The organism is Polaromonas sp. JS666 (genome assembly GCF_000013865.1).
In the GTDB taxonomy this organism is placed as follows: domain Bacteria; phylum Pseudomonadota; class Gammaproteobacteria; order Burkholderiales; family Burkholderiaceae_C; genus Polaromonas.
On record NC_007949.1, the window covers coordinates 306,431 to 328,406 of the forward strand.

At 56.8% G+C, this 21,976-nt stretch carries 20 protein-coding genes, 1 pseudogene and 1 other annotated feature; of the genes and pseudogenes, 9 read left to right on the top strand and 12 right to left on the bottom strand.

The window, feature by feature from the left end:
• The first annotated feature begins 24 nt into the window (after nt 1–24).
• The 4 genes and pseudogenes from BPRO_RS26015 to BPRO_RS26035 all read left to right on the top strand — a co-directional run bounded on the left by BPRO_RS26015 (nt 25) and on the right by BPRO_RS26035 (nt 3,867).
• Nucleotides 25–1,029 (top strand): ornithine cyclodeaminase family protein, encoded by a 1,005-nt coding sequence (locus BPRO_RS26015; RefSeq protein WP_041390479.1) that lies wholly within the window; start codon nt 25–27, stop codon nt 1,027–1,029.
• Between the two features lie 5 nt (nt 1,030–1,034).
• Nucleotides 1,035–1,871 (top strand): phosphate/phosphite/phosphonate ABC transporter substrate-binding protein, encoded by an 837-nt coding sequence (locus tag BPRO_RS26020; RefSeq protein WP_011486044.1) that lies wholly within the window; start codon nt 1,035–1,037, stop codon nt 1,869–1,871.
• Between the two features lie 251 nt (nt 1,872–2,122).
• Nucleotides 2,123–2,587: pseudogene (locus BPRO_RS26025) on the top strand (helix-turn-helix domain-containing protein); the annotation flags it as partial.
• A gap of 51 nt (nt 2,588–2,638) precedes the next feature.
• A protein-coding gene (locus BPRO_RS26035; RefSeq protein WP_369794721.1) for an IS3 family transposase occupies nt 2,639–3,867 on the top strand; the annotation gives its coding sequence in 2 pieces (ribosomal slippage) (nt 2,639–2,930 and nt 2,930–3,867; 1,230 coding nt in all).
• Nucleotides 2,917–3,033, top strand: a sequence feature (AL1L pseudoknot). It overlaps the preceding gene by 117 nt.
• Before the next feature lies 1 nt (nt 3,868).
• Here BPRO_RS26035 and BPRO_RS26040 read toward each other — a convergent pair.
• Nucleotides 3,869–4,129: a BPSL0761 family protein gene (locus BPRO_RS26040; RefSeq protein ID WP_011486046.1), complete on the bottom strand. Its 261-nt coding sequence runs from the start codon at nt 4,127–4,129 to the stop codon at nt 3,869–3,871.
• A gap of 273 nt (nt 4,130–4,402) precedes the next feature.
• Nucleotides 4,403–5,350, bottom strand: a complete 948-nt coding sequence (locus tag BPRO_RS26045) for a tyrosine-type recombinase/integrase (protein ID WP_041390482.1) — start codon at nt 5,348–5,350, stop codon at nt 4,403–4,405.
• Nucleotides 5,351–6,254: 904 nt separating this feature from the next.
• Here BPRO_RS26045 and BPRO_RS26050 point away from each other — a divergent pair.
• Nucleotides 6,255–8,609, top strand: coding sequence for an adenosylcobalamin-dependent ribonucleoside-diphosphate reductase (locus BPRO_RS26050; RefSeq protein WP_011486048.1), 2,355 nt, complete (start codon nt 6,255–6,257; stop codon nt 8,607–8,609).
• 387 nt (nt 8,610–8,996) lie between these two features.
• Here BPRO_RS26050 and BPRO_RS26055 read toward each other — a convergent pair whose 3' ends face one another.
• From BPRO_RS26055 to BPRO_RS29055, 8 genes are all read right to left on the bottom strand, one after another.
• A complete protein-coding gene (locus BPRO_RS26055; RefSeq protein WP_232291597.1) occupies nt 8,997–9,719 on the bottom strand; it encodes an SOS response-associated peptidase in 723 nt (240 codons plus the stop codon).
• 39 nt (nt 9,720–9,758) lie between these two features.
• Nucleotides 9,759–9,995 carry a hypothetical protein gene (locus BPRO_RS26060; protein ID WP_041390484.1) on the bottom strand — a complete coding sequence of 79 codons (237 nt, stop codon included), beginning with the start codon at nt 9,993–9,995 and terminating at the stop codon, nt 9,759–9,761.
• A 214-nt stretch (nt 9,996–10,209) separates the two neighbouring features.
• Nucleotides 10,210–11,121, bottom strand: coding sequence for an RES family NAD+ phosphorylase (locus BPRO_RS26065; protein ID WP_011486051.1), 912 nt, complete (start codon nt 11,119–11,121; stop codon nt 10,210–10,212).
• Nucleotides 11,122–11,296: 175 nt separating this feature from the next.
• On the bottom strand, nt 11,297–11,434 hold the full coding sequence (locus BPRO_RS30760) for a transposase (RefSeq protein ID WP_081430600.1): 138 nt from the start codon (nt 11,432–11,434) through the stop codon (nt 11,297–11,299).
• A gap of 100 nt (nt 11,435–11,534) precedes the next feature.
• Nucleotides 11,535–12,059, bottom strand: a complete 525-nt coding sequence (locus BPRO_RS26070) for a hypothetical protein (protein ID WP_011486052.1) — start codon at nt 12,057–12,059, stop codon at nt 11,535–11,537.
• 58 nt (nt 12,060–12,117) lie between these two features.
• The gene (locus BPRO_RS26075) at nt 12,118–12,816 is read right to left on the bottom strand and encodes a hypothetical protein (protein ID WP_011486053.1); all 699 of its coding nucleotides are present in this window, start codon (nt 12,814–12,816) and stop codon (nt 12,118–12,120) included.
• Complete coding sequence (locus tag BPRO_RS28235; RefSeq protein WP_011486054.1) at nt 12,813–13,556, bottom strand: hypothetical protein; 744 nt, start codon at nt 13,554–13,556, stop codon at nt 12,813–12,815. Before BPRO_RS28235 ends, BPRO_RS26075 begins: the two co-directional genes overlap by 4 nt.
• A gap of 189 nt (nt 13,557–13,745) precedes the next feature.
• Nucleotides 13,746–14,018 carry a hypothetical protein gene (locus BPRO_RS29055; RefSeq protein ID WP_011486055.1) on the bottom strand — a complete coding sequence of 91 codons (273 nt, stop codon included), beginning with the start codon at nt 14,016–14,018 and terminating at the stop codon, nt 13,746–13,748.
• Between the two features lie 203 nt (nt 14,019–14,221).
• Between BPRO_RS29055 and BPRO_RS26085 the strand changes: the two genes are divergently transcribed.
• The 3 genes from BPRO_RS26085 (at nt 14,222) to BPRO_RS26105 (ending at nt 19,011) form a co-directional block, all read left to right on the top strand.
• Nucleotides 14,222–15,352 carry a DUF3150 domain-containing protein gene (locus BPRO_RS26085; RefSeq protein WP_011486056.1) on the top strand — a complete coding sequence of 377 codons (1,131 nt, stop codon included), beginning with the start codon at nt 14,222–14,224 and terminating at the stop codon, nt 15,350–15,352.
• Between the two features lie 57 nt (nt 15,353–15,409).
• Entirely contained in the window at nt 15,410–17,680 is a 2,271-nt protein-coding gene (locus BPRO_RS29060; RefSeq protein WP_157046027.1) for a VWA domain-containing protein, read from the top strand.
• A 263-nt stretch (nt 17,681–17,943) separates the two neighbouring features.
• Nucleotides 17,944–19,011, top strand: coding sequence for a DUF7146 domain-containing protein (locus tag BPRO_RS26105; protein WP_011486058.1), 1,068 nt, complete (start codon nt 17,944–17,946; stop codon nt 19,009–19,011).
• Between the two features lie 130 nt (nt 19,012–19,141).
• On the opposite strand, the gene BPRO_RS28240 is transcribed toward BPRO_RS26105, so the two are convergent.
• Nucleotides 19,142–20,302 carry a hypothetical protein gene (locus BPRO_RS28240; protein WP_157046028.1) on the bottom strand — a complete coding sequence of 387 codons (1,161 nt, stop codon included), beginning with the start codon at nt 20,300–20,302 and terminating at the stop codon, nt 19,142–19,144.
• Between the two features lie 171 nt (nt 20,303–20,473).
• Complete coding sequence (locus BPRO_RS26115) at nt 20,474–21,178, bottom strand: hypothetical protein (RefSeq protein WP_011486060.1); 705 nt, start codon at nt 21,176–21,178, stop codon at nt 20,474–20,476.
• 236 nt (nt 21,179–21,414) lie between these two features.
• Here BPRO_RS26115 and BPRO_RS26120 point away from each other — a divergent pair, with 236 nt between their 5' ends.
• Entirely contained in the window at nt 21,415–21,972 is a 558-nt protein-coding gene (locus BPRO_RS26120; protein ID WP_041390494.1) for a hypothetical protein, read from the top strand.
• Nucleotides 21,973–21,976 lie beyond the last annotated feature (4 nt).

Here is a 21,976-nt window from a genome sequence, read left to right on the forward strand (position 1 = left end):
GAAAGAAGAAATCCCATGTCCCAAATGCCAAAAATCGAAATCAGCTACTTGAACGGCCCCGATGTTGCCGCGCTGGCGCTGACCAACGATGAAATCCTTGCCGCCGTCGAAATGGCCCTGCGTGCGCAGGGCAACAAAGAAGTCGTGATCGAGCCAAGGATGCACCTCGTGCCCGAATCGTCTGACAAAGGCCACTTCAACGTGCTACGCGGCTACGTCAAGCCGCTGCAAGTTGCTGGCGTTAAAGTGGTGAGTGATTTTGTTGATAACTACAAGCAAAATCTGCCCTCCGAGATGGCGCTGCTCAACCTGTTTGATCCCGAAACCGGCAAGCCACTGGCCATCATTGACGCCACCGCGATTACCGACATGCGCACCGGCGCAGTCACTGCCCTGGGCGCTAAATATCTGGCACGCAAGAACAGCAAAGTGCTAGGCCATATTGGCGCACGCGGCACCTCGTACTGGAACGTGCGGTTGCTCGATCACCTGTTTGACTTTGATGAAATCCGTGTCCATTCGCGCCGACCCGAGAGCCGAGATGCCTTTGCTGCGCGCCTATCCAAAGACTTGGGCAAACCGGTCACCGTCACCAGCGATTGGGAGTCTTGCGTGCGCGGCGCAGACATTGTGGTTGAAGCCTCGCGCCTGCCAGCGCCTACCCCCCTGCTGAAAACCGAGTGGATCAAGCCCGGCGCGCTGGTCATGCCCTACGGCACGATGAGCGCGGTCGAACTCTCGCTGACCGACATCATGAGCAAGATGCTGGTCGACGACTGGGGCCAATGCCGCAAAGGGCTGCCCTACGGTTCGCTGCGTCCCCATGTTGAGAGCGACCGCTTGGGCGAGCACAACCTGCACGCCGAGCTTGGTCAAGTCGTTGCCGGGCACAAACCAGGGCGCGAAAACGACACCGAGACGATTCTTTTCTGGCACCGCGGCTTATCCACCACTGACATCGCCTTGGGCCACGCCATGCTCACCAAAGCCGCCACGCTCGGATTAGGCCAGCGCTTGATTTACGCCTGAGCAACATGCAGCCCCTGATCTCATCCACCCGGCTCTACAACGTCGCCCCCGCTGCCCGCGCCGCATGGGAGTCATTGCTGCAAGCCGTCTACCAGCGCGCAGGCATCCGCGTGCAGATGATCGAACACGCTTGGCCGCAGCCCGTGGCTGAACTCTGGGCGCGACCTGGCCTGTGCGGCGCTTTCATGTGCGGTTGGCCGTTTTGGCATGCCACGCGAACCGGCCAGCCGATGGCGATCAATGCCTTGGCAGGCGTCGTGCCCGACTTTGCCGCCTACAAAGACCAGCCGCGTTACCGTAGCGAATTTTTGGTGCGCACCGATTCGGGCAGCAAACCAGGCTGGAAAAGGCTTGAAGACAGCTTTGGCTCACGTTACGGCTGGATGGTCAAGGACTCGCAAAGCGGTTGGAACGCGCCGCGCAGTGTGTTGGCGAGGCACGCGCAGGGCAAACCGCTGTTTGCTGAATCCAGCGGGCCGTACGGAAATCCGTTGTCGCTCCTAAAAGCGCTGCACGACCAACAAATCGACATCACCGCCGTTGATGGCTGGTATCTTGACTTGCTGCGCGCTCATACGCCCGAAGTTCTGCTGGGCCTGCAAACCCTGGCCTACACGCCATGGACACCAAACCCGCTACTGGTCACGGGGCGAGAGGTGGCGCCTGACGTCGCTCGGCGCCTGCAAGCAGAGTTGCTTAAGTTGCACTTAGACGGTGAATGCGCACCACTCCTGGCAGCCGCGCATGTAGCGCGATTTACCCCTGTTAATTCATCTGAATACAGCGGGCTGGACGCGATGGCCGAGGAAGCGCTGGCCTTGGGCTACCCGGAAATTGCTTGATGCGACACAACTTGCGAACCAATCCGAGTTGCGTGGTGTTTCATGGTTTATCGAAGACCGACGGGAATTCGGGGGGAGAAAGAGTCGACGTGCTGCGCCTGCGCTAGTCAACATTTTACCCCTTTCAATTTGCATAGAAACGTTGGTTCTTCGTCGATTTCACTGTGATTTTTCCCTCACCCCAGCCCCATCTCCAACTTCCCGCAATGAAACAAAATGGCGGGCTGGCAAATTGACCTACAAGTTTTTAGATGAAAGACACGGTGCTGTACGAACAACTGCTTGGGCTGAAATCGCCCTGGTCGGTCAAACGAGTGGAGCTCTCGCTGGCCGAGCAGCGCGTGACAGTGGAGGTGGTGCTCAAGGCGGGCCAAGTCTGGGCCGACCCGAGCAACGCGCGAGCGCGAGCCCACATCAACGGCTGGAGCGAGCGCGAATGGCGCCATCTGGACACCGGCCAGTTCGAGACCGTCATCAAAGCCCGCGCGCCCCAGCTCAAGTACAGCGACGGCACCGTGGAGGAGTTGGCCGTGCCCTGGGCCGAGCGCTACTCGCGCGTGAGCATCCTGATGGAGGCCTTCGTGCTCAAGCTGCTGCAGGCCTGCCCAAACACCAAGCGGGTGTGCGAACTCACGGGCCTGGCCTGGCACACCGTCAACGCCATCATGGTCAAAGGCGTGGAGCGCGGCATGGCGCGCCGACAGGCCGACAGCATTATGAATCGCCCCGGATTTTGAGGAGGCTCCAACCTTTGAGAAGATGGAGCCATGAGAAAGTCAAACAAGTTTTCCCCCGAAGTGCGCGAACGCGCGGTCCGCATGGTGCAAGAGCACCGTGGCGAGTACCCGTCCCTGTGGGCCGCCATAGAGTCCATCGCACCGAAGATCGGATGCGTGCCTCAAACCCTGCATGAATGGGTACGCAGGCACGAAATTGACGCGGGAAGTCGCCAGGGGGTGACGACTGTCGAGCATGAACGCGTCAAGGCCCTTGAACGGGAAGTCAAAGAGCTACGCAAAGCCAACGAGATCCTGAAACTGGCCAGCGCGTTTTTCGCCCAGGCGGAGCTCGACCGCCGATTCAAGTCCTGAGGGACTTCATTGACCAGCATCGCGATACCTACGGGGTCGAGCCGGTCTGCAAGGTCTTGCAGATTGCCCCATCGGGATACCGGCGCCATGCCGCGCAGCAAAGAGACCCGGCACTGCGCTGCGCACGCGTGCAGCGTGATGACACTCTGGCGCCAGAGATTGAGCGGGTCTGGCAAGCCAACATGCGGGTCTACGGTGCTGACAAGGTCTGGAGGCAGTTGAGGCGTGAAGGCATGGCGGTGGCCCGCTGCACGGTGGAGCGGCTCATGCGCCGCTCGGGTCTGCAGGGTGTGCGCCGAGGCAAGGTCGTACGCACGACCATCAACGATGCAGCCGCTGCCCGCCCGCTGGACCGGGTCAATCGGCAATTCAAGGCCGAGCGACCCAACCAGCTGTGGGTGTCGGACTTCACCTATGTCTCGACCTGGCAAGGCTGGCTGTACGTGGCCTTCGTCATCGACGTGTTCGCCCGGCGCATCGTGGGCTGGCGGGTCAGCAGCTCCATGCGAACGGACTTCGTGCTCGATGCGCTGGAGCAGGCGCTGTACGCCCGGCAGCCCGATGCAGACGATGCGCTGATCCATCACAGCGACAGGGGCTCGCAATACGTTTCGATCCGCTACAGCGAGCGTCTGGCCGAAGCGGGCATCGAGCCGTCTGTGGGCAGCAAAGGCGACAGCTATGACAACGCCCTGGCCGAGACGATCAACGGCTTGTACAAGGCCGAATTGATCCACCGCCGGGCACCCTGGAAGACCAAGGAGGCTGTGGAACTGGCAACCCTGGAGTGGGTGGCATGGTTCAACCACCACCGGCTACTGGAGCCCATCGGCTACATTCCTCCTGCCGAAGCTGAGGAAAATTACTATCGGCAACTCGCCAGTCAGTCCGTCACACCGGTCTGACTTAAACCAACCGGCCTCCACGAAACCCGGGGCGATTCAGAACGACGCTCACTGCTTCAATACCTTTGAGCTGCATCGAATGCTCCCTGCGAGATTGAAAATAGGAGAATTGAAGGTCGATTTCCGTTGCGCTTGGGTAATGACGCAGGATCACCAGGGCTTCGTGCTTGCGCTTTTCCGAAAGCTCACCAGCGGCGGCAAGCTCCTTGATGAATTCTCCCGCCCATCGCAATGCACGGGCTCGCTCTGTTGGTGTTGTCATAAAGGATTCTCGCGTCGAGTTACATGTACGCTCGCCTTAGTGCCTGCTTAGCCACCACTAGACGAAATCCAATAAATCGGCATGCGTTGAACCGACAGTACTTAAGTGCAGTCCGATGCTCGGGCTATCCGCCCACTCACAAGGGGCTTCTGACCAAGTCGGCCGAGAGCACCGGCTGAGTTGCTAGCCAAGGCAAATCGCAGGAATCTTGCGAGCCCCGCCGATCTACAGTTTCAGCATGCAGTTCTTCTTGGACATTGATGATGAATGCGGTCATAAAGGCTGTGTAATTAGAGAGCTTAGATACTGCTCCCAGAGCATCAAAACGTCCCGCTTTTCGGGCATGTAATCGTGCCGGTCATAGTGCTTGTTCTGAATACCGCCAAGACCATGAGACTGAAGCTGCGCACGATGGTCTGTAGAGACGCCTAACGACGCCAATTTTGTTTCGATGGTGCGACGAAAGTCTACGAACGCAAAATGCTCTACGCAAAGGCCCGACGCTTCCATCTCGCGGCGGATTCGTAATACTTCGTTGGAAATAGATCCAACATTGAGTGCGGTACCTTGTCTGGAGCCTGGCAACAAGTAGGGTGATTTGACGCTTTGGGCGTAGTCCATCAGCCACTGCACCTCCGCTTTTGCCAGAGGGCAGAGGGGGAGCAGATGTTGACGTGGTGTTACGCGCCGTCCTTTGCCGTCTAAGAGCAAGATCGTTCCGGCGTCAAGGTCAACTCGAGCAACCTTGACCGATACCATCTGTTCGGCCCGCTGCCCGCCTAGTAACATGCAAAGGCGTAGGCCCCTCATCGGTATGGTGAGTTTCGTCTCCGGTTGAAGATGCCGCCAGACTTCCCGGAGTTCACTGTCGCGCAGGTAGCGGTCGCGGGCAGTCTTGTATTGCGCCAGTGCATCGATCCCGGAGATTGGATTTGATTCGATTCCATAGTCAAGTTGTGACTTAGGTGCTGAGGGATTTAACCTTGCACTCAGCGCGCGCGCATAGGCGGCGTGCAAGTGAGCGCGTACTTTTGCTGCTGTTCGGCCGGAGGCATTGCTAATGACGTCTCTCAGCAGATTGGTGAAAGCAGTTGGTTTGATTTGCCGTGCAGCCTGGCTCGCTAGCTCAGATGGTGCAATGAATCGCTCGATATGGTACTTCACCTCCTTTGCAGAGGCCTTGCCGTCGTCATTTAGGCCCTGCGCGTAGGAACGACACATTTGAATAAGCGTAAGGTTTGAAGGCTCCGTTGTTACGGGGAGTGGGTGGGCCGGAGTCGGTGCTATAGCTGGAGGTGCCGATGCCGGATTGGCCGTGCCTGCCGAATCGACGACAGATTGTTCGTAAAGCGATACTGCTAGATTGGACGCCCGATTGCGTGCTTGGGAAAGGGTCAGGTATCCAGCCCGCGTTGTTCTCGAGTAGAGCCCTAAAGGAATCGCTTTTGATCGTCCGGGCGCACGGGGCGGTCGGTAGTAGAAACGCTGCACTCCGCCCGCCGAGACGCGCAAAACCAAACGGCCATTCCCGTGAGCCCCATGGTCATCACTCAACCACAGATCGCGGCCTGCGGAATGGGCAACTCGAGTTGACGTTTTAATCCTGGCCGAGTTGAGGAGTTGGTGCATGGTTAGCCTCGTGGGTCAACGGTTGCCACTACCGTACTAGTTATGTTGCCCTTTCTTCCATCAATGTATGACCATCGAGCACAAAAAGCTATCTAAGTGACTGATTTGTAAGGGTATTTGCAAATCGCCTTGATGCGTTATGAGACGTCTTGGACCGACTTGAGACGATACGACCTAGGAGTCGCAGTCATAGTCTCCTTCTGAAATCTCCTCCGTAGGAAGATTTGCAGAAGGGCGATTGGTCCTTTTCATTTTCTTGCTCGTAGAGCAATACACGGAGCTGGAGTTCCGTGGCGTGTGGTCCCAAGCCATGCGCACATCCAGCCTTAATCAGTCCTCAGGGGAAAGTTGTTACTTCCTCCAGGGGCGGCATAACTTCTCCCCTGTTGATTACTTCAACAGATCCCTCGAAGGGGCCATCCAATGTGCATCCCTTCGTGGGTGTGCATTGGCGGGTCTCGCGGGAGACCCACATTTGCAAATGGAGAGTTCCTTTATGAAAACCAATGACAGCAATTTGTCAGTGCCTCAGGCGCTGCAACAACTTTGTTATGACGTACTTCTTGAAAAGTACGCTGCGCCTGGTGAATCCAGTGTGCGTGAAATACAAGAGCGTGTGGCAACATCTCTCGCTGACGATAAGGCTCAACAGGCCCGTTTTGTGAGTGCGCAGGCTGGAGGTTTTGTACCAGGTGGCCGGATTAATTCTGCTGCAGGTATGGACCGCGTCAGTACGATGATTAACTGCTTCGTGCAGCCGGTAGGTGACAGCATGTCTGGAAGCAATCAGGATGGCCAGCCAGGCATCATGGATGCTCTGCGAGAATCTGCTGAAACGATGCGCCGCGGCGGTGGTGTGGGCTACGACTTTTCTTCCATACGTCCTGTGGGCGCGCGGGTGAAGGGGACGGATTCCAAAGCCTCCGGCCCAGTGTCGTACATGCGTGTCTTTGATCGCATGTGCCAAACAGTCGAGTCCGCCGGCGCTCGTCGTGGCGCCCAAATGGGCGTCATGCGCGTGGATCATCCGGACATTGAAATGTTCATCGATGCGAAGAAGACCCCTGACTTCTCCCAGATGGGGTTGGATAAGAAAGATGCTGACGGCCTGCTGGATCTGGTTCGCAAGAATCAGGGGTTTGGATGGTCCCTACGCTCTGCGTTCGCCACCTTGTCGAACTTCAACATCAGTGTTGCGGTGACCGATGAGTTCATGAATGCAGTGGTGAACGACAGTGACTTCGATCTGGTGCACGATGCTGAACCTGTTGAAGCATGCCCTACAAAGGTGTGTACAGACGGCAAGGCGCGCTTCGTGTACCGAACGGTCAAAGCAATTGAAATCTGGACCAAGATCATGCGCAACACCTACTATGGTGCTGAGCCGGGTGTGTTGTTCATCGACCGCATTAACCAGGACAACAACCTTCGTTACTGCGAAGTCATCAAGGCTACGAATCCCTGCGGTGAGCAAACGCTGCCGCCGTATGGTTGCTGCTGCCTGGGATCTCCCAATTTGACAAGGTTTGTGAGTAATCCATTCACACTGATGGCGTCCTTCGACTTCGACGGGCTGTCTAAGGTGGTCGCGAAAGCGGTGGAAATGCTTGACAAGGTGTTGGACAAGACTCACTGGCCCCTACCACAGCAGGCCAGTGAGGCGGCCAACAAGCGTCGTATCGGACTCGGCCATTTTGGCTTGGCCGATGCGATGGCGATGTTGGGCATTCGGTATGACTCTCAACAGGGCGCCGATTTTGCTGCTCACGTATCTGAGGTTCTGCGTGATTCGGCGTACATGGCGTCTGTGAATCTGGCCAAGACGTTGGGGGCGTTCCCGTTCTTCGATGCTGAAAAGTATCTGGAGGAGGGTACGTTTGCCTCGCGTTTGCCCGAGAAGATCAAGGATGCGATTCGAATGTATGGAATCCGCAATTCGCACTTGTTGTCCATTGCGCCGACCGGGACCATTTCGATGGCCTTTGGTGACAACGCCAGCTCGGGTATTGAGCCCATCTTTAGCCTGCGCCAGCAGCGCAACAAGATGATGGCCGATGGCTCGCGCCAGATATTTGAGTTGGAAGATTACGCCTACCGGCAGTTCAAACTGTCCAAGGGCGAAGATGCGAAGTCCGATGTGTTTGTGACGGCCATGCAAATGACTGTTGCTGACCACCTCCGGGTGCTGGGTGCAGTTGCTCCCTACATCGACAGCGCGATCAGCAAGACGGTGAATGTCCCAGCTGACTATCCGTTTGAAGACTTCCAGCAGGTCTACATGGACGCGTGGAGGATGGGTTTGAAGGGCATTACGACCTACAGGCCCAATGACATGATCGGTGCTGTGCTGGTGTCTGCAGATGATGCGGACAAAAAGGCGGCGGTGGCGACAGAGCAGGACTTGCGCCAGGATGATCCGGATCGCCGTGTTGTGCTCAAAGATGTGCAAAACATCAATGACGTGATGCGCTGGCCTGATCGCCCGGACGTGAACCCGGAAGGTATTACTTACCGTGTGAAGCATCCGCAAGGTAGCTTTGCAGTGGTGGTGAACCACTTCCGCAATGGACACCTGCACCCTCTGGAGGTGTTTGTTGCAGGTGCTGAGCAGCCACGTGGGCTGGCAGCGATCGCGAAGTCCTTGAGCGTGGATAGCCGATGCATACCGTGTCTCCCATCACCTTGCCAGTTACCTGTGCGGAATTTGTGGAGCTCTCCAGTGGAGCACTGGTTTGGCGGTGGTTATTTGCTATGCGGTGATCGAATCGTCCGGAGGCCCGTAGGTGCTTTGCTGGTCGGCGATGTCGTCATAGGCCGGATGGAACCCGTCACCGGCCATGTCGGCCTTTAGTTTTGTCTGTCGGGCTTGCAACTTCGCGGTGTTTACTACGGCCGGCGCGCCAGGCAGCTTGCAAAGCCAGCGAGCGGCGTGAGTCTCGGTTTTTGACTTCGCCGTCTGCCGGCTGGCCACAACGACTTGGCCCTCAAGCACCATGCTGTGGCTGTTCATCAGGATGCGGTCGACATAGAGGAGCGGGGGCAGCAACTCATTGCGCGTGCCTGGCTCGTAAAGGCGCGCTTCGCGCGAGGTGTCCCAGGGTGAATTCGGGAATCGCTTAGCAATGATCAGATCGCCGCGGCGGCCGCGCTTCAGGGCGCTGACCGGATCAGCTTCGGGGCCAGGTGGTCCAAGGTTGTAAACGTCATAAATCACTGTTTTAATATACAGTGTTTCCGGCTAGAATAAACCTTCTCCCGAGGTCGCGACCTGGGTATTTCGCGCTGCGCCAGGCAGAGGAATGTTCTTGGCCAAATCGACGGCGCCGTGCCTGAAAATCTCCAGCGGCGGCACCTGGATCAGGGCTTCAGCCTGCTCGATGCTACCGTTCAGCCACTCGTCCCAGCGGTCCCGTTCGATGGGAACCACGGCCCGCTTGTCCTGCTGATCTGCCGGCACCACCTCCTTGGTTTTCTTGTCCACCTCGGGTTTGTGCATTAGCGCGAGCAGCGGGTGGCCGTTGCAGGGTTGCGTGATGATTGTGTAGCTGGGAACGATGTCCCCGGTTTCCGGCTCTATCCACTCCGCATAAAGCCCGGCCAATGCCCACAGCTCGCCGTCGGCGCGTCGGAACTGCCACGCGATGCTCTTGGCGCTCTCCGGCGGGTAATAGGGCTCCTGAAAGCTCTCGGCCGGGATCAGGCAGCGCTGGCCAACCAGCCACGGCCCCTTGAAGGTCTTAGCGACAGCCAGGCCCTCGCGGCGCGCGTTGTTCGTGCTCAGCCGCATGCCATTGGGAGCAGCAGGAACGCGAGTCCTGCAGCCCGGCGGGATCATGCCCCACTGCCCGACCGTGATGTCGCCGTTGCCGAGCATGTAGGGCCCAGGCTTGAGCGGCGCGACGTAGCTGCCCCACAAGCCCTTCATGTTGGGTTTGCCCAGGCGCTCATAGGAAGGGGGCACGTAGAGGTTGCACATTGCGTACCTGGAGGCGCGGTGCGGTCAGCCGACCGGGCTGGTGTTTTCGTCCTCACCAGCTGCAAGTGGGCCTGTTTTCTTGTCCTCGACCATCCTCAGCAATTCCTTGTTGCCGGCTTCATAAGCTGCAAGCCAGCTGGGGAAACTCGCTTCAGATGACTGGAAGTCCAGCCACACAGTTGCGTCCTCGGTGCTTTCGTGCATCACCCAGTAAAACTGACCCGGATCTGGCTCATCGACAAAAATGGCAATGCGACGCAAGTGCTGGGTAGCCGCTGGGCGTTTGACTGATGGATTGTTCATACCCGCAGGATAACGCCAGCCACCGCCAGTCACAAATCCTCATTGCTTTTGTGGCTGTAGGATCTCGCCCTGGTGGCAGTTTCATCCATACGGGCACCCTGAAAAGCATATTCGGAAGCTGCAGTGGCAGTGCGCTCTGCAGTTAAGGGGTCCGTATACGAGGGGTTAGGCCTCACTGGTGTACGCGCTTGAATTGCATGAACGCGCTTGGATCGTCCTCGAGTTTGATGCCAGCTTCATACTCCTCCCTAGTCAGGTTAAAGAGATGTCGACGTGGTGGGGCGAGCGGTGGCATCCATTCAAATCGTCCGGCGTCGTCCACTCTTGCAGCTTCCTTGATAACTGTGTACTCCACGAAGCCGAACTCATGCAACGATTCGACGCGCAATTGAAAGCACGAAGTTGCGTGCATCTTCGTTGCCACGGCTTCTGGCTTTAGAGTGATGTTGTACCCGAGAGGGTCTTTCGCGCTTGGATACGCGATGCCGTCAATCGCTAAGTCGCGGTGAAGCATCGCGGCCACGGCGCGACTGAGAACATAGTTCTTGGTGCCCGCCGCAGGGTCTGATAGCAAAGAATGCAGGAAAGCATCAATGTATAGAAGCCGGCGACCAGCGCTCAGTCCCTTCTCGTTCAACAGTCGCCCCAGAGTTGCAGCGGGATCAGCACCCGTCAACCGCATGTACCCGAACTTGTGGACATGCATCATCTCGCCGACAACGGCGAGGCGAATATCTTTGTCAACAAGAGTTCGGTGCCCAATCAATTGAACGTGGTCGCCGGCACACGCTTGAATCTCGGCAAGCGCCGTCTCCTCTTTCAAGGACGCATATAGCATCGGGCAGCCAGTGTCGTTCAATCGACCGATTGACGTCTTTTCGGGAGGAGGCGCAGTCATCTGAGAGACCGCTGCCCACGGTTCCAATTCGGATAGGCGCGCGCGCCAGAAGATTGAATCACGCGTCAGGTCCAGGCTTATGACTTCATACTGGTCGAAGATGGGCGCGAGCGCGTGGCACGCTGCGGCAACGGTGGCAGCTTCGCGTGCGTCTCGGAAAAGCGACTCGAACCGACTGAGCGACATGGGATGTGTGAGGCTTAACGAGACTGCATAAAGAGCCGTTTTTCATGCGGCTGGGCACACGTGCACAAGCCTGGATAATTTACGGTTGAGTATTTTTCAGACATGTTCGAAGTGTGCCGGATTTTGGATTGCTTTGACACCTTGTTCACGTCGTGGTGGCCCTTCTGCTATCACCCTATTGCAAAAACCCCGCTTTCGCCAGTTTCTCAATGCTGTGTACCAGGCAATATAGGTGCCACTGCGTATTTACCTTGGCCTTGCCTCTGAGCGTGGACCGGTCCAGCCGCTTGTTGTGCCGCAGATTGGCAAGCACCGGATCTGCAACTTAGCGTAAGGCTTGACCGGCGAACAAGGGAGGAGCGCGCCGCGCGACGGAAGAATGTCTGCGTTCACGTCTAAGGACCTGGCAGGCATCACTTGTGCGCAGAGGTCGAGAGTTCGTTAAGCCGGCCGCCATGAACTGCTAACCGAATGACAATTTTCTTGCTGGGGAAGTTTGGCGCGTCTTCCGGCCCGACCTCAAGGGCATCGATTTCAATAACCATGTCTCGGCCTTTCGAAGCCTGGGTAGTTCGTGCATTTAGCTCCTCTACGCCGCGCCACCCCTTGCCGCCAATGTGAACGAAGTCCAGCAGCGTGTAGTAAGGATTGGTCTTGTCATCTGAGTCGACCTCGAACAACGCGAGGTACTGCGAGTGATTATTGCCCCCTCCGAACCCTTCGATGTTGAATACGACGATGGCGCCTTCGCGATAGCGAGTGAACTTAACGTTTTGAACCATGGTCGCCGGTGGATACCCCACAGCGTGGCTGTCCTTTAGTAGTTGGGTCAGTCTTTCGACTTGCTCAATAAGCGCTTTTGGCGCCGGAGGGGCGGCGGCGTGGGCGGGGTGGAGCGCCAAGGCCAACGCCATGAGAAGTGGAGAAATGAGATTCATGATGTGTGATGAACGTTCGACAAAACCGGCGCCGTGCGGCTGCTAGATGGGTTGGGTGTCATTGTCTGGCGATTGACAGCGCCGTCGTCCGCTGAGTTGTGCCGTCGAACAACAGTACTTCTCGAAATGGGGAGGCCTGGAGTTCTCGCTCCACCTCGGCCACGAGAAGGCGCCAGTCATCCGCGGTATACAGACTGTTGAGATGACATTGGACAACCAATGACGTGTTACCCGGGTAGGCGATCTCGCATTTCCTTCGGATTGACGAGATGACTATGGGCGCGAACTTCTTGACGTGCTCTTCGTTGGTAAACACGACGGGGTGTGACTGGAGCGGTGTTCCTCGGCTGGCGTCGATTCCTTCCGGTGCGAAGACTACCTCGCCCTTGTTCGTGAGTTTCCATGACCAATGCTCGTTCTCGTGCATGGCGCTGGTTGCTTCCAAGTACGCCAGGGGCGCGTAATAGCCCTTTGCGATGTAGTCGCCGCGTTGGTGGAGTTCGGCATCGAACCTTTGACTGCCGTTGACCCAACGGACAGAGATGTAGCGGCCAGCTCTGTAGTAGGTTTGGACGTAGCGGCTAATGGGGATAAGTTCTTCCAGAAGGCGCTTCTCGTTCTCTCCGGATCGCAATCGCAGGCGTTCAACGCCCCCAGGCTGGGCTCTAAGGTGTTCGAATAGCGCATAGGTGCCCGCGCAGAACTCCAAGCCATCGAGCAGACGCCCGTCGAAAGCGTCAACGTCGGTGACTGTCATGACGCCCTCTCGATTGAGCGGTAGGCCTCAAGCGCACGCCGGAAGTCTCTTGGGTCGAGGAGAACAATCCGGTCGAATGAGTGACTGATCTTGTCGAGGACATCCGTCTTGAAGCGGGCCCTGTCCTCGCCATCGACGCCGAAGTCGATGCGGTCTTCAAGCACCAACCACCACTCCTCGTAGCGATGGCGATAGGGGGAGAGGGAGACTTTGGTTTCCTTCTCAGCGATGCAGATGCGTAGGTTGCGGTCGAGTTCAAGCATGGTCCAGCCGCCGCTGTCTTCATCCATGTTCGCGCCGAAGACGAAGAAGGAGCCGTGATCGGTTCCGGCGCGGAAGAAGTCGATCTTGAAGCTCTTGGTGACTCGTATCTTCATAGGCTGCCGGTCAGGCGAGGCCATGAAGTCCGACAGAGCGGCATGCAACAAGGGGCGCAGGGTTTTCCACGGTTCAAGCGGTCGCCTGAAGGTGTAGCCGACGTACCAGCACTCGCCCTCCCGGGATGATGCGAACTCACGAAGGTATCGTTTGACGCGTTGACGGAGGGAGATATCCACTACCTCCAGCCCTTCGTTGCCGCCTGCACCGTCTGCAAAGTTCTGGTTCAAGCGTCGGACCTCAACAGCGATACGCCCTGCGACCACGAAATCGGGCGTGACCTTGCCATGGGGCTCAAACTCCACCGGTCCGAGGTCGAGAGACTCGAGGTAGCGGGCCGCGAGCGCCTCAGACTGGTTCATTTGAGGCCTAATCAACGCAATTTAAACCGCAAATCCTGCGGATTAATCTGGACGCTGCGGGATAAACTGGACACGACTTCCTCCTGAGATTGGCTAGCAGTCTTAGTTTCCGGCTTCTAAATGGGCACTATAGCCTGAGCACCGAAACAGCGCATCTCGACTGGATCCGTTTTTACATCCGCTGCCAGGCTAGGGACGATCCAATGTGGCAAGGCTGGTGCTGATGGGAGGGGAGGGCGGTACTTCGCGCAGTTCCTCACCCCAAAAGGTTTCTTCACGTTCTCTGGCCCGGCTGGTTTTGTCCAGGAGCACATACCAAAGACCTCCATGGTCCATCCCGCCGATGCTGTTGAGGCGTTTGACCTCTCCAATGCGCCCTGGGTATTTGGGCGGGCCAAGACGGGTTTTGCTTTGATCTTTGATGACTTGGACCCTCAATCCCACTGAAATTTGTGTATCCATGCCACCAAATTACCTGCAAAGCCGGGTTTGTCCAGTGGGGCTGGGCCGGGTTTCAGCTTGCCGCGTGTGGAATATGCCGGTAAACTAAAGCGGCTTCCTCATTTTGAGGACTCGCGTGTGCAATGCACGCCAATTTCAACCCGAGCGGGAATTCAATTCCCGCAGGGGTATTGGGTTCTCGCTTTTCCTTTTTGGAGAGCCCAATGACGAATATCGTCAACGAAGCGGTCAAGCAAAAATCAGCCGAAGGGCTTGTTTGCGTGACTCTGGAAGTACACCTTTGGTCTGGACGTAAGCGGCTCAAGAAAGAGCAGCTGATCGCCAAGAACAAGGAATTCGAAAACCTTCCCCCTGCGACCTTGGCAACTCTTGGCTCGATCAAGATTTGCGACACGGACGATCTCGCCCCCTTCAATGCAATGAAGCGCGAAGCTGAAAAGCTTCTAGCGATCAATGGCCTGCCCCTCCTGGGGACGACCGGCATTCCAGAAGGGAAGCTCGAAAACGTCTACAAGGGACTGGCCATCATTCAGGCAACGTTCAACGACAAACGGGACACCTTCTTCAAGCGGTTTGACAGCGCAATTGAGGACTGGCGTAACCAGCCTGAGAACGCTGAATGGAGCAACCTGATCCATGACATTCCATCGCCTGAACAGGCGGCCGGCAAGATGTCATTCGGATTCCACCTGTGCCGCGTGAGCGCGCCCAGTACGGATGAGTTCAGCGACGCCAACCGGATGTACGCAAAGCAGATGACAGGCCTCAAAGGCGAGTTGTTTGCGGATGCTGCAAAGGAAGCGGAAATCCTGATCACGAAATACCTCACTGGCAAGTCCATGGGTGGGGTGGTTCAGAAGCGTGAGAAGGTGACTTGGAAGACGTTGCGGCCCCTTAAGCGCATCGGCGAAAAGTTCACCAGCTTTGCGTTCCTGGACCCGACGTGCGAGCCTATGGCGGACATGATCGACCACGTGCTCGGGCTGCTGCCTGATGAAGGTCCGATTGATGGGGTGCATTTGATGCACATCTGGACTCTGGCGCAGGCCCTGTCCAATCCCCAAAAGGCAAGTGCACTGGCGCAGATGGCGTTCGAAGCTGAATCCTCGGCTGACGCTTTCGAGAATCTGCTGGGTGTGCGCGCTACCGCGCCTGCATTCGCAGAGCCTGCTGGCCTCGCTGTTGAAGTTGCCCCGGCAACTGAGACGGCGGCCGCTATCGACAGTGGGTTCATTCAAGTGCCCACTGAGCATCACTTGCAGGAGAACTCACAAGAGTTCGCCCACCAGGCAGATGCATTGCTAGAACAGCCGTCTTTCGTCGCGCTGTTCTAAATATTCCAACCCAACCCTCACAGCGCTCTGGCGCTCGTGGGGGCCTATGGAGGTCACATGAACAATGTGGGAAAGATCGCGAGTGCCCAACGGGTAATCGCAGGTTTGATGTCTCTGATTCTGGGCAAGAAAAGCACAGTTGACTGGGGACAGTCGGCCGCATGCGGTGAGAGCGGCGCAATTTCATTGCCTCGCCCAAAGACCGGTGATGCCGATGAGATCGCGCTTCTGACGCGATTGGCCGTGCATGAAGCTGGACATGATAAGCACACGGACTTTGAATGCATTGAAGGACTGGACGGCAACGTGCAGGCTCTGATGAATGCGCTTGAAGACCCGCGCATTGAGCGTGAGCAGGTAAAGACCTTTCCGGGTGCTGCCTTGATTCTGAATCGTGGATTGGAAGATGCCATCCGGGTGGTGGACTCCAAGCTCGACGCAGGTAATCCCGAGCACAGCGCAGATCTGGTAACAGTGAATGTGCTGCTCAAGGGGTACCGAAAGCTGGTGCGTCATCAGGGTGTGAAGGAAGCTGCTGACAGTCTGGTTGCCAAGGGCGATCAGATCCTGGGCGAGGCTCGTGTGGATGCGGTTGGTCAAGCAATTGATCGGCTGGCAGGCTGTACCAGCACTTCCGATGCAGTAGCACTCGCGAAGGACCTCTGGACGGCATTACAGCCACCCGAACCGGAGCAACAACAGCCGCCACCGTCCGATCCTCAGGAGCAAGACGGTGCCGGCGGAGCTGCTGATGACAGCCAGGAAAAACAGGATGAGGCTGACGATGCGGACCAAGACACGCAAGAGCAGCCAGGTGAGCCTGAAGGTAGCGGGGATGACGAAAGTCGACCCGGTACTGATAGCCAGCCTGATAGCACCCCGCCTGAGTCGAGCGATGCCGGTGGGGACGCTCCGCAAGGGGGAGATCCGCAGGAAGGTGCCGATGGCGATCCTAAATCTGATGGAAATGGCGGTGACGAGAGTCGCGCAGATTCCAGCGGTTCACCTGGAGATGCCGCCCAGGATTCAGCAGATGGGGCTAGCGAGACCGGAGGGGGCAACCCTGAAGGCGGCGCCCCCAAGGAGCCGAACGACGAATCGGGATCTGGCGGCGGTGGCCAGGCCAATGGTTCTGGTGATCAGGATGGTGATGGGAAACCATCGCCAGACGCTCATAACCAAGTAAGCCGGGAAGCTGGTGAAGGCGGAAACGCGCAAGAACCTCAAAAAGGTGATGGTGGACAGGGCAAAGCCGGTCAGAACGGGAAACTTGATCTGACCTCAGCAATGGGAACCGATCTTGGGGCACTACTGGCCCAGGCCTACGAGCTCAAATACGGGAAACCGGACATTGATGCACCTGGCCTGGCGGCGCCCGCGCAAACAACCACAACCACGGACGATTTCACCCAGCTGGTGGCTACTGCTTTGGAGCGGGCTGCTGACGATGGTGAATCGCTGGAGAGGGCGCTGGAGTTGATTGAGGTGGCCTTGGAAGCTGTTTCCGCATCTGAACAAGGTGAGGGCAGTGAAAAAGAGCCTCAACTGCTGGGGCTGGCTGCCGGGATTGGAAATGCCACGGGTACAGCCATTCCCTTGGACACATCAGCACGCATGAGTGGTGCTGTGAGCCGGTTAGTACGGATCTTCACCAAGGAGCTGCAGGACAAGCGCCGGCGGACTGTGAAGCTGGCTTCGGCTGGTGGGCAGGTTGCATCCAACCGCGTATGGCGCCTGAAGGCAATGGGTGACACCAATGTTTTCAAAGTGACCTCAAGCGTGTGTGGAATCGACGCGGCAGCGACCATCTTGCTGGACCGATCGGGTTCCATGAGCCGTTGCATCGTTGAGGCCGCTGGTGCCGCACTGTCTTGTTCTCAGGCGCTGGAGAGGATTTCGAAGGTGAAAACTTCGATTGAAATGTTCCCGGGCTATGCGAAATGTGTGGGTAACACGGTGGCCCTGCAGGCGTTTGGCCAGTCCGCGCGGCAAGTGGCGCGCAGGGTCAACGAAGTGGATGCCGAAGGTGGAACGCCTTTGGCTGAAGCCTTACAGGAAGTGATGCCCAGGCTGCTTGCGCAGCGTGTGAAGAAGCGGATCGTGTTTCTGGTGACTGATGGCATTCCCAACAACCGTCCTGGGGCGCTTGAAGAAATCGGGAAGGCGGAGAAATTGGGCGTTGAGTTCGTAGGCATCGGTATCGGTGTACACGGCAGAGCGATTGAGGGGCTTACCCCTTTCTCGATTTGCATCAATGACGCATCTGAATTACCGGATGCATTTGAGAAGCTGTTTCGAGGCAACATTGCCTTGAAGTTGGCAGCTTGACGGGAGTCCCTTTGCGCTTTGCGCGAAGGGGCTTTTTACGCAGTCCTACTGTTCAACAAGGGGTGCGCAAAAAGCCAAATCCAACGGGATTGAAATTGAACACGGCATGCCAAACGAATGGACGGACCTCACCAAATGCTGGACAATGTAATGGTCTTCGCAACTACGCGAATTTCGCAACCTTCCATGGTTGCCTTTATCTTTAACCCCATGGGGCCGGCTGCCCCTACTGGGGTGGTCGGTCCCTTTTCTTTGGAGGGACTATGAACGACAAAGCGGAAGATCTAGCATTTGGCCGCTGGCCGGACATCCTTCAAGCGCGAGGGATGTCAGCGAGATACTTCAGTGGTAAAAACGGCCCGTGTCCTTTCTGCCCCGATGGTGGGGGCAAGGACAGGTATCGCTGGACCCAGAAGAAGTACGGTGGCGTGTGGGTCTGCAGTGCGTGCACTGAAGGCAAATACGCAACTGGCTTCAACATGCTGATGAAGCACATGGGATACCAGACTTTCCGTGAGGCAGCTGACGACGTGCGGGATTACTTCGGAGCAAATCCGACTGTGAAGCCCATAACCCGAGAGCAGCGCCTTGCAATGGGCGGTTCCATGACCCCGGAGCTCGTATTGCGCAATCGAACCAGGATGCAGAAAACCTGGGACGAAGGCCGCGAAGTGACGGCGGGAGACCCGGTCGCTTTGTACTTGCATGGGCGGGTACGCGGGCTGGATTTTGTACCTGCCAACATTCGCTTCCATCCGGCGTTGCCATATTGGGCTCCGCCGCCAGATGGTCAGGACAAGCCCGTGTTGCTTGGACGTTTCGCAGCCATGCTGGCATACGCGCAAGCGCCTGACGGGTCACTGGCCCAGTTGCACAAAACCTACTTGACGTCGGAAGGCGCAAAGGCGAACGTGCCACTGGTGAAGAAGACTGATCTTGGCGTTGGTGTCAATTCGTTTGCCGTCCGAATGCTGGAGCCTTGTGGCGACACGCTCGGTGTGTGTGAAGGGTTTGAAACCGGCTGTGCTTCAGCGATGCTGCGTGACATACCGGTGTGGCCATGCCTCAATGGTCCTGCCATGGCGGAGTTTGAGTTGCCTCCAGAGCTTCACGGGAAAATCAGGAAACTGGTGATCTTCGAAGACTCGGACGAGCTCAAGGCATTTGGGCGCAATCCTGACGGCTCCACAAAATGGAGACGACCGGGAAGTGTCTACGCTCAGAAACTGGCAGACCGTGCCCGTCTGGCGGGCCTGAGGACGTTAATCATCAAGTCAGCGAAAGTTGGAGATGACATGGCCGACTACTGGAGTGCACAAGCCACGGCTTGACGCACCTGGATAAATTGAATGAACCCTCTATCGCAAGCTTGCGGTGGAGGGTTTTTCTCGTTGTGCGCATCAATTTTCTGAATATTCATGGGAGAACCTTGAAGCCACGCCGTACCAGGGGCGGACAACCTCAGTTAGCACGCAGAAGCAACGCGATACCTGCTGAAAAGTTCTCCGTGCCAAGCGAGCCGCTCACTGAAAGGTCACTTAGGGCGTTTGGGAAATCATCCTCTACTACCACCGATGAAGCCCGTGCCAAAAACTGAGCATCCGCAATTGACATTGACCCAAAACATCTGAAAGACGTTGTGTCTGCTGAGTCCTGTCGTTCCCAAGAGTGGACGCCCGCTAGCTTAATTGTGCGGCCTCCGCTGGCTAACGTGACGCAAGCACGGTCTTTATCACCTTCGGGGAATCCACCGACTCGATCAGACGTGACTACTTTGTTATCAAACTCAGCACTTACCGCGACGATTATTCGATCTCGATCGCGGCCTCGGACCAAGCCCACCTGGATAAGTTTGCCAGCGCTGATCTCTTGTGTGAGGGTGAGCATTGGCACTCCGCTCGCCGATGCTTTCAGTACCCAAGGACTTGAGGGCATGGCGATGTTGTCCAAACGCGCAGCTTTCAGCTGATCGGCTCGTAGCCAGTAAATCGATGTGGGGGGAACAAGAGATGCTATATCGAGCAGTTCCCGGTTCACGCCCATGTCCCGCAGGTAAGACGCAATATGAACCACAGTCACTTGAGTTGCTGCGGCCCCCATGTCCCTGGTTGCGCCTGAAAACTGATGAACCCCCATCCTTGAGCCCGCCTCCGCTGTCCTGTTCACTCCGCCTGCGAATGCTAGGACACATGCTGAAGCGCACTTTGCCCCCGGCAAGAACGTCTCATAGCCTTCCTTCTTCCCTCGGTTAACTCGGTCGTAGCTCGGCGCTAATGCAGTATCCAGCTTCCGGGCACGAATCAACTTTCCAAGCAGAATTCCACCGTAGAGGCTTCCTCCGGGACTATCGAAGACGATGGTCACAGATGGTGGGAGTTCCTCGCCCTGCGGGCGTCGGAGATTCAAAAAGCTTTCGAGCTTCGCAGCCGAGTCTGCTTCAATCGCCCCTTCTGCAAGAACTCTTGTTCCGCAAAAGCTGCCATTCCCGTCACAGGGCCAATAGGTGCTGAACCGCATTGGCCCTTCGTACGCAGCAGCGGCGAGCAGGGGCATGACCAGAAGGGCCGCAAAGGGCAGCTTTCGGAGACCCCCCATTACGGCAATGATGAGCTTTGGATTCATGGTGCGCATTGTCGCTGGGCACATTTGGAATGTCCAAACTTCGCGGAAAAATGTCTGATGGGCGGGACCGGCCACTGCCGCGATTCGCAAGCTGCGCCTATGGCAATGGTCAAGACGGGATTGCCGGGCGCTTACGATGAAAGTAACCCCCAATCAGCTTGATATTGCCGTCTACAAGTTCAGCATAACCTTCGCGGATCTGGTCGTCATCGCAATGACGCCCAGATGCTCGATGCCAGCTTCCTTCATGTAGTCGGGTTTCAGGCGCTGGCCCTCAGCGTCGAGTGGAAGTATTTTTGACATGCATCCCCCGTTGCTGGAGGACATGCTTGTGAATGTGGATCTGCCAGGATGAACATCCACGCACTTGAGGATTTCAAACTTGCTCGCGGCCCACATCAGGTAAAGCCGATTTGGGATTGCCGATACCGAGCCCTCAGCAGGGGTGCAGTTGATCACGTAGTCACCGGGCTCCACACCAAACCCCATCCGGTGCTTGGCCACCACATAGCTCCACTCATCATCGGGTTCCGTGAAGGGGGCCTTGGAATAGGGAGTGGGGACACGAATAACAATGTTTTCGCCCGTTCCCAAGGGCTTGACAAGCCGGGTTTCTGGGGGATATTGGGTTATCGAGTCATTCAGGAAGTATCCCGGTTGCTGGTTGGTAACAGCGCAAATCTTTAAGAAAGTGTCCCAATCCGGCATGAGAAAACCAGTGAGCATTGCAGACACGTTGCCAGCGTCATGTTCGATTGCGTTGCCTAAAAACCGTGCACGGTCAAGTGGGAGAGCTGGAGCACCTAAAGCGTCCAGTGCTCTATTGAGTCGATGGGCGAATCGCTTCAGGAGTGTTTGGGAGGCTGTCGGTGACATGGTGTTAATTCGCAACTCAGAACTATACGGAGTTGGTTTTCAATTAAGTAATTCTGCTTCATATTTGCAAATTCGACGAGATTTATGCCGCCTACCTGTCAATTTTGTCAGTTCCAGGGTTGCGGGATCGAGCTATCGAATGCAAAGTAATGGCTACAACTTGATACGAATTTAAACATTCTGCAATGAAATCAGTGATTAGTCCAACCTCAGCTCCAGCAAAGCCACCAAGGCGCATGTACTTACCCACTGTTGATCGCAGTATCCAGGATGAGAACAAGAGTGCGCTTTTGCGCCGATGGGCCTTCGCATCCACGGAACTCGCCAACGACATACGCATTTGTCAGCAGTGGTTTCCTGGTCAGCGGGAACTTCTGGAGGTGCTTTCTGTCCTGAACGAGGAGCAGGTCCACGAACTCGCTGACTGCGGCCTACCACTGTTTTCCATCCGCCCCCCTATCGCTGCGCAGAACGATGCTTTTGAATCTCACAGGCCAAAAGATGCGTTCCAGGCAGAGGCCATTGAGGAGGTCTTCATGGCTTTGATTTCTCGCCTGGACAGCCTACGCACCTCTCCCACCCAAGCCGCGATGCTTTTCGACCTGCCATCCGCGCAGGCCAGTTTGATCAGTCGTCACAGCCCACGTGAGCTACATGTGATCGCTACTGACCCCGCGGTGGTTCTTCTGCCAACCGTAGCCGATGAATATTTCTTGATTGCCGCTACCACTCCTATGACCTTCCGTGAACGAACAGTCTTGGCAGGTACCGCACGCAGAAAACGGGCAATGTAGGTCA

Excerpts from the sequence above, each read along its gene's own strand:
- BPRO_RS26015 (WP_041390479.1), top strand. The coding sequence starts at position 25 with ATGCCAAAAATCGAAATCAGCTACTTGAACGGCCCCGATGTTGCCGCG.
- BPRO_RS26020 (WP_011486044.1), top strand. The coding sequence starts at position 1,035 with ATGCAGCCCCTGATCTCATCCACCCGGCTCTACAACGTCGCCCCCGCT.
- BPRO_RS26040 (WP_011486046.1), bottom strand. The coding sequence starts at position 4,129 with ATGACAACACCAACAGAGCGAGCCCGTGCATTGCGATGGGCGGGAGAA.
- BPRO_RS26045 (WP_041390482.1), bottom strand. The coding sequence starts at position 5,350 with ATGTGTCGTTCCTACGCGCAGGGCCTAAATGACGACGGCAAGGCCTCT.
- BPRO_RS26050 (WP_011486048.1), top strand. The coding sequence starts at position 6,255 with ATGAAAACCAATGACAGCAATTTGTCAGTGCCTCAGGCGCTGCAACAA.
- BPRO_RS26065 (WP_011486051.1), bottom strand. The coding sequence starts at position 11,121 with ATGTCGCTCAGTCGGTTCGAGTCGCTTTTCCGAGACGCACGCGAAGCT.
- BPRO_RS26070 (WP_011486052.1), bottom strand. The coding sequence starts at position 12,059 with ATGAATCTCATTTCTCCACTTCTCATGGCGTTGGCCTTGGCGCTCCAC.
- BPRO_RS26075 (WP_011486053.1), bottom strand. The coding sequence starts at position 12,816 with ATGACAGTCACCGACGTTGACGCTTTCGACGGGCGTCTGCTCGATGGC.
- BPRO_RS28235 (WP_011486054.1), bottom strand. The coding sequence starts at position 13,556 with ATGAACCAGTCTGAGGCGCTCGCGGCCCGCTACCTCGAGTCTCTCGAC.
- BPRO_RS29055 (WP_011486055.1), bottom strand. The coding sequence starts at position 14,018 with ATGGATACACAAATTTCAGTGGGATTGAGGGTCCAAGTCATCAAAGAT.
- BPRO_RS26085 (WP_011486056.1), top strand. The coding sequence starts at position 14,222 with ATGACGAATATCGTCAACGAAGCGGTCAAGCAAAAATCAGCCGAAGGG.
- BPRO_RS29060 (WP_157046027.1), top strand. The coding sequence starts at position 15,410 with ATGAACAATGTGGGAAAGATCGCGAGTGCCCAACGGGTAATCGCAGGT.
- BPRO_RS26105 (WP_011486058.1), top strand. The coding sequence starts at position 17,944 with ATGAACGACAAAGCGGAAGATCTAGCATTTGGCCGCTGGCCGGACATC.
- BPRO_RS28240 (WP_157046028.1), bottom strand. The coding sequence starts at position 20,302 with ATGAATCCAAAGCTCATCATTGCCGTAATGGGGGGTCTCCGAAAGCTG.
- BPRO_RS26115 (WP_011486060.1), bottom strand. The coding sequence starts at position 21,178 with ATGTCACCGACAGCCTCCCAAACACTCCTGAAGCGATTCGCCCATCGA.
- BPRO_RS26120 (WP_041390494.1), top strand. The coding sequence starts at position 21,415 with ATGTACTTACCCACTGTTGATCGCAGTATCCAGGATGAGAACAAGAGT.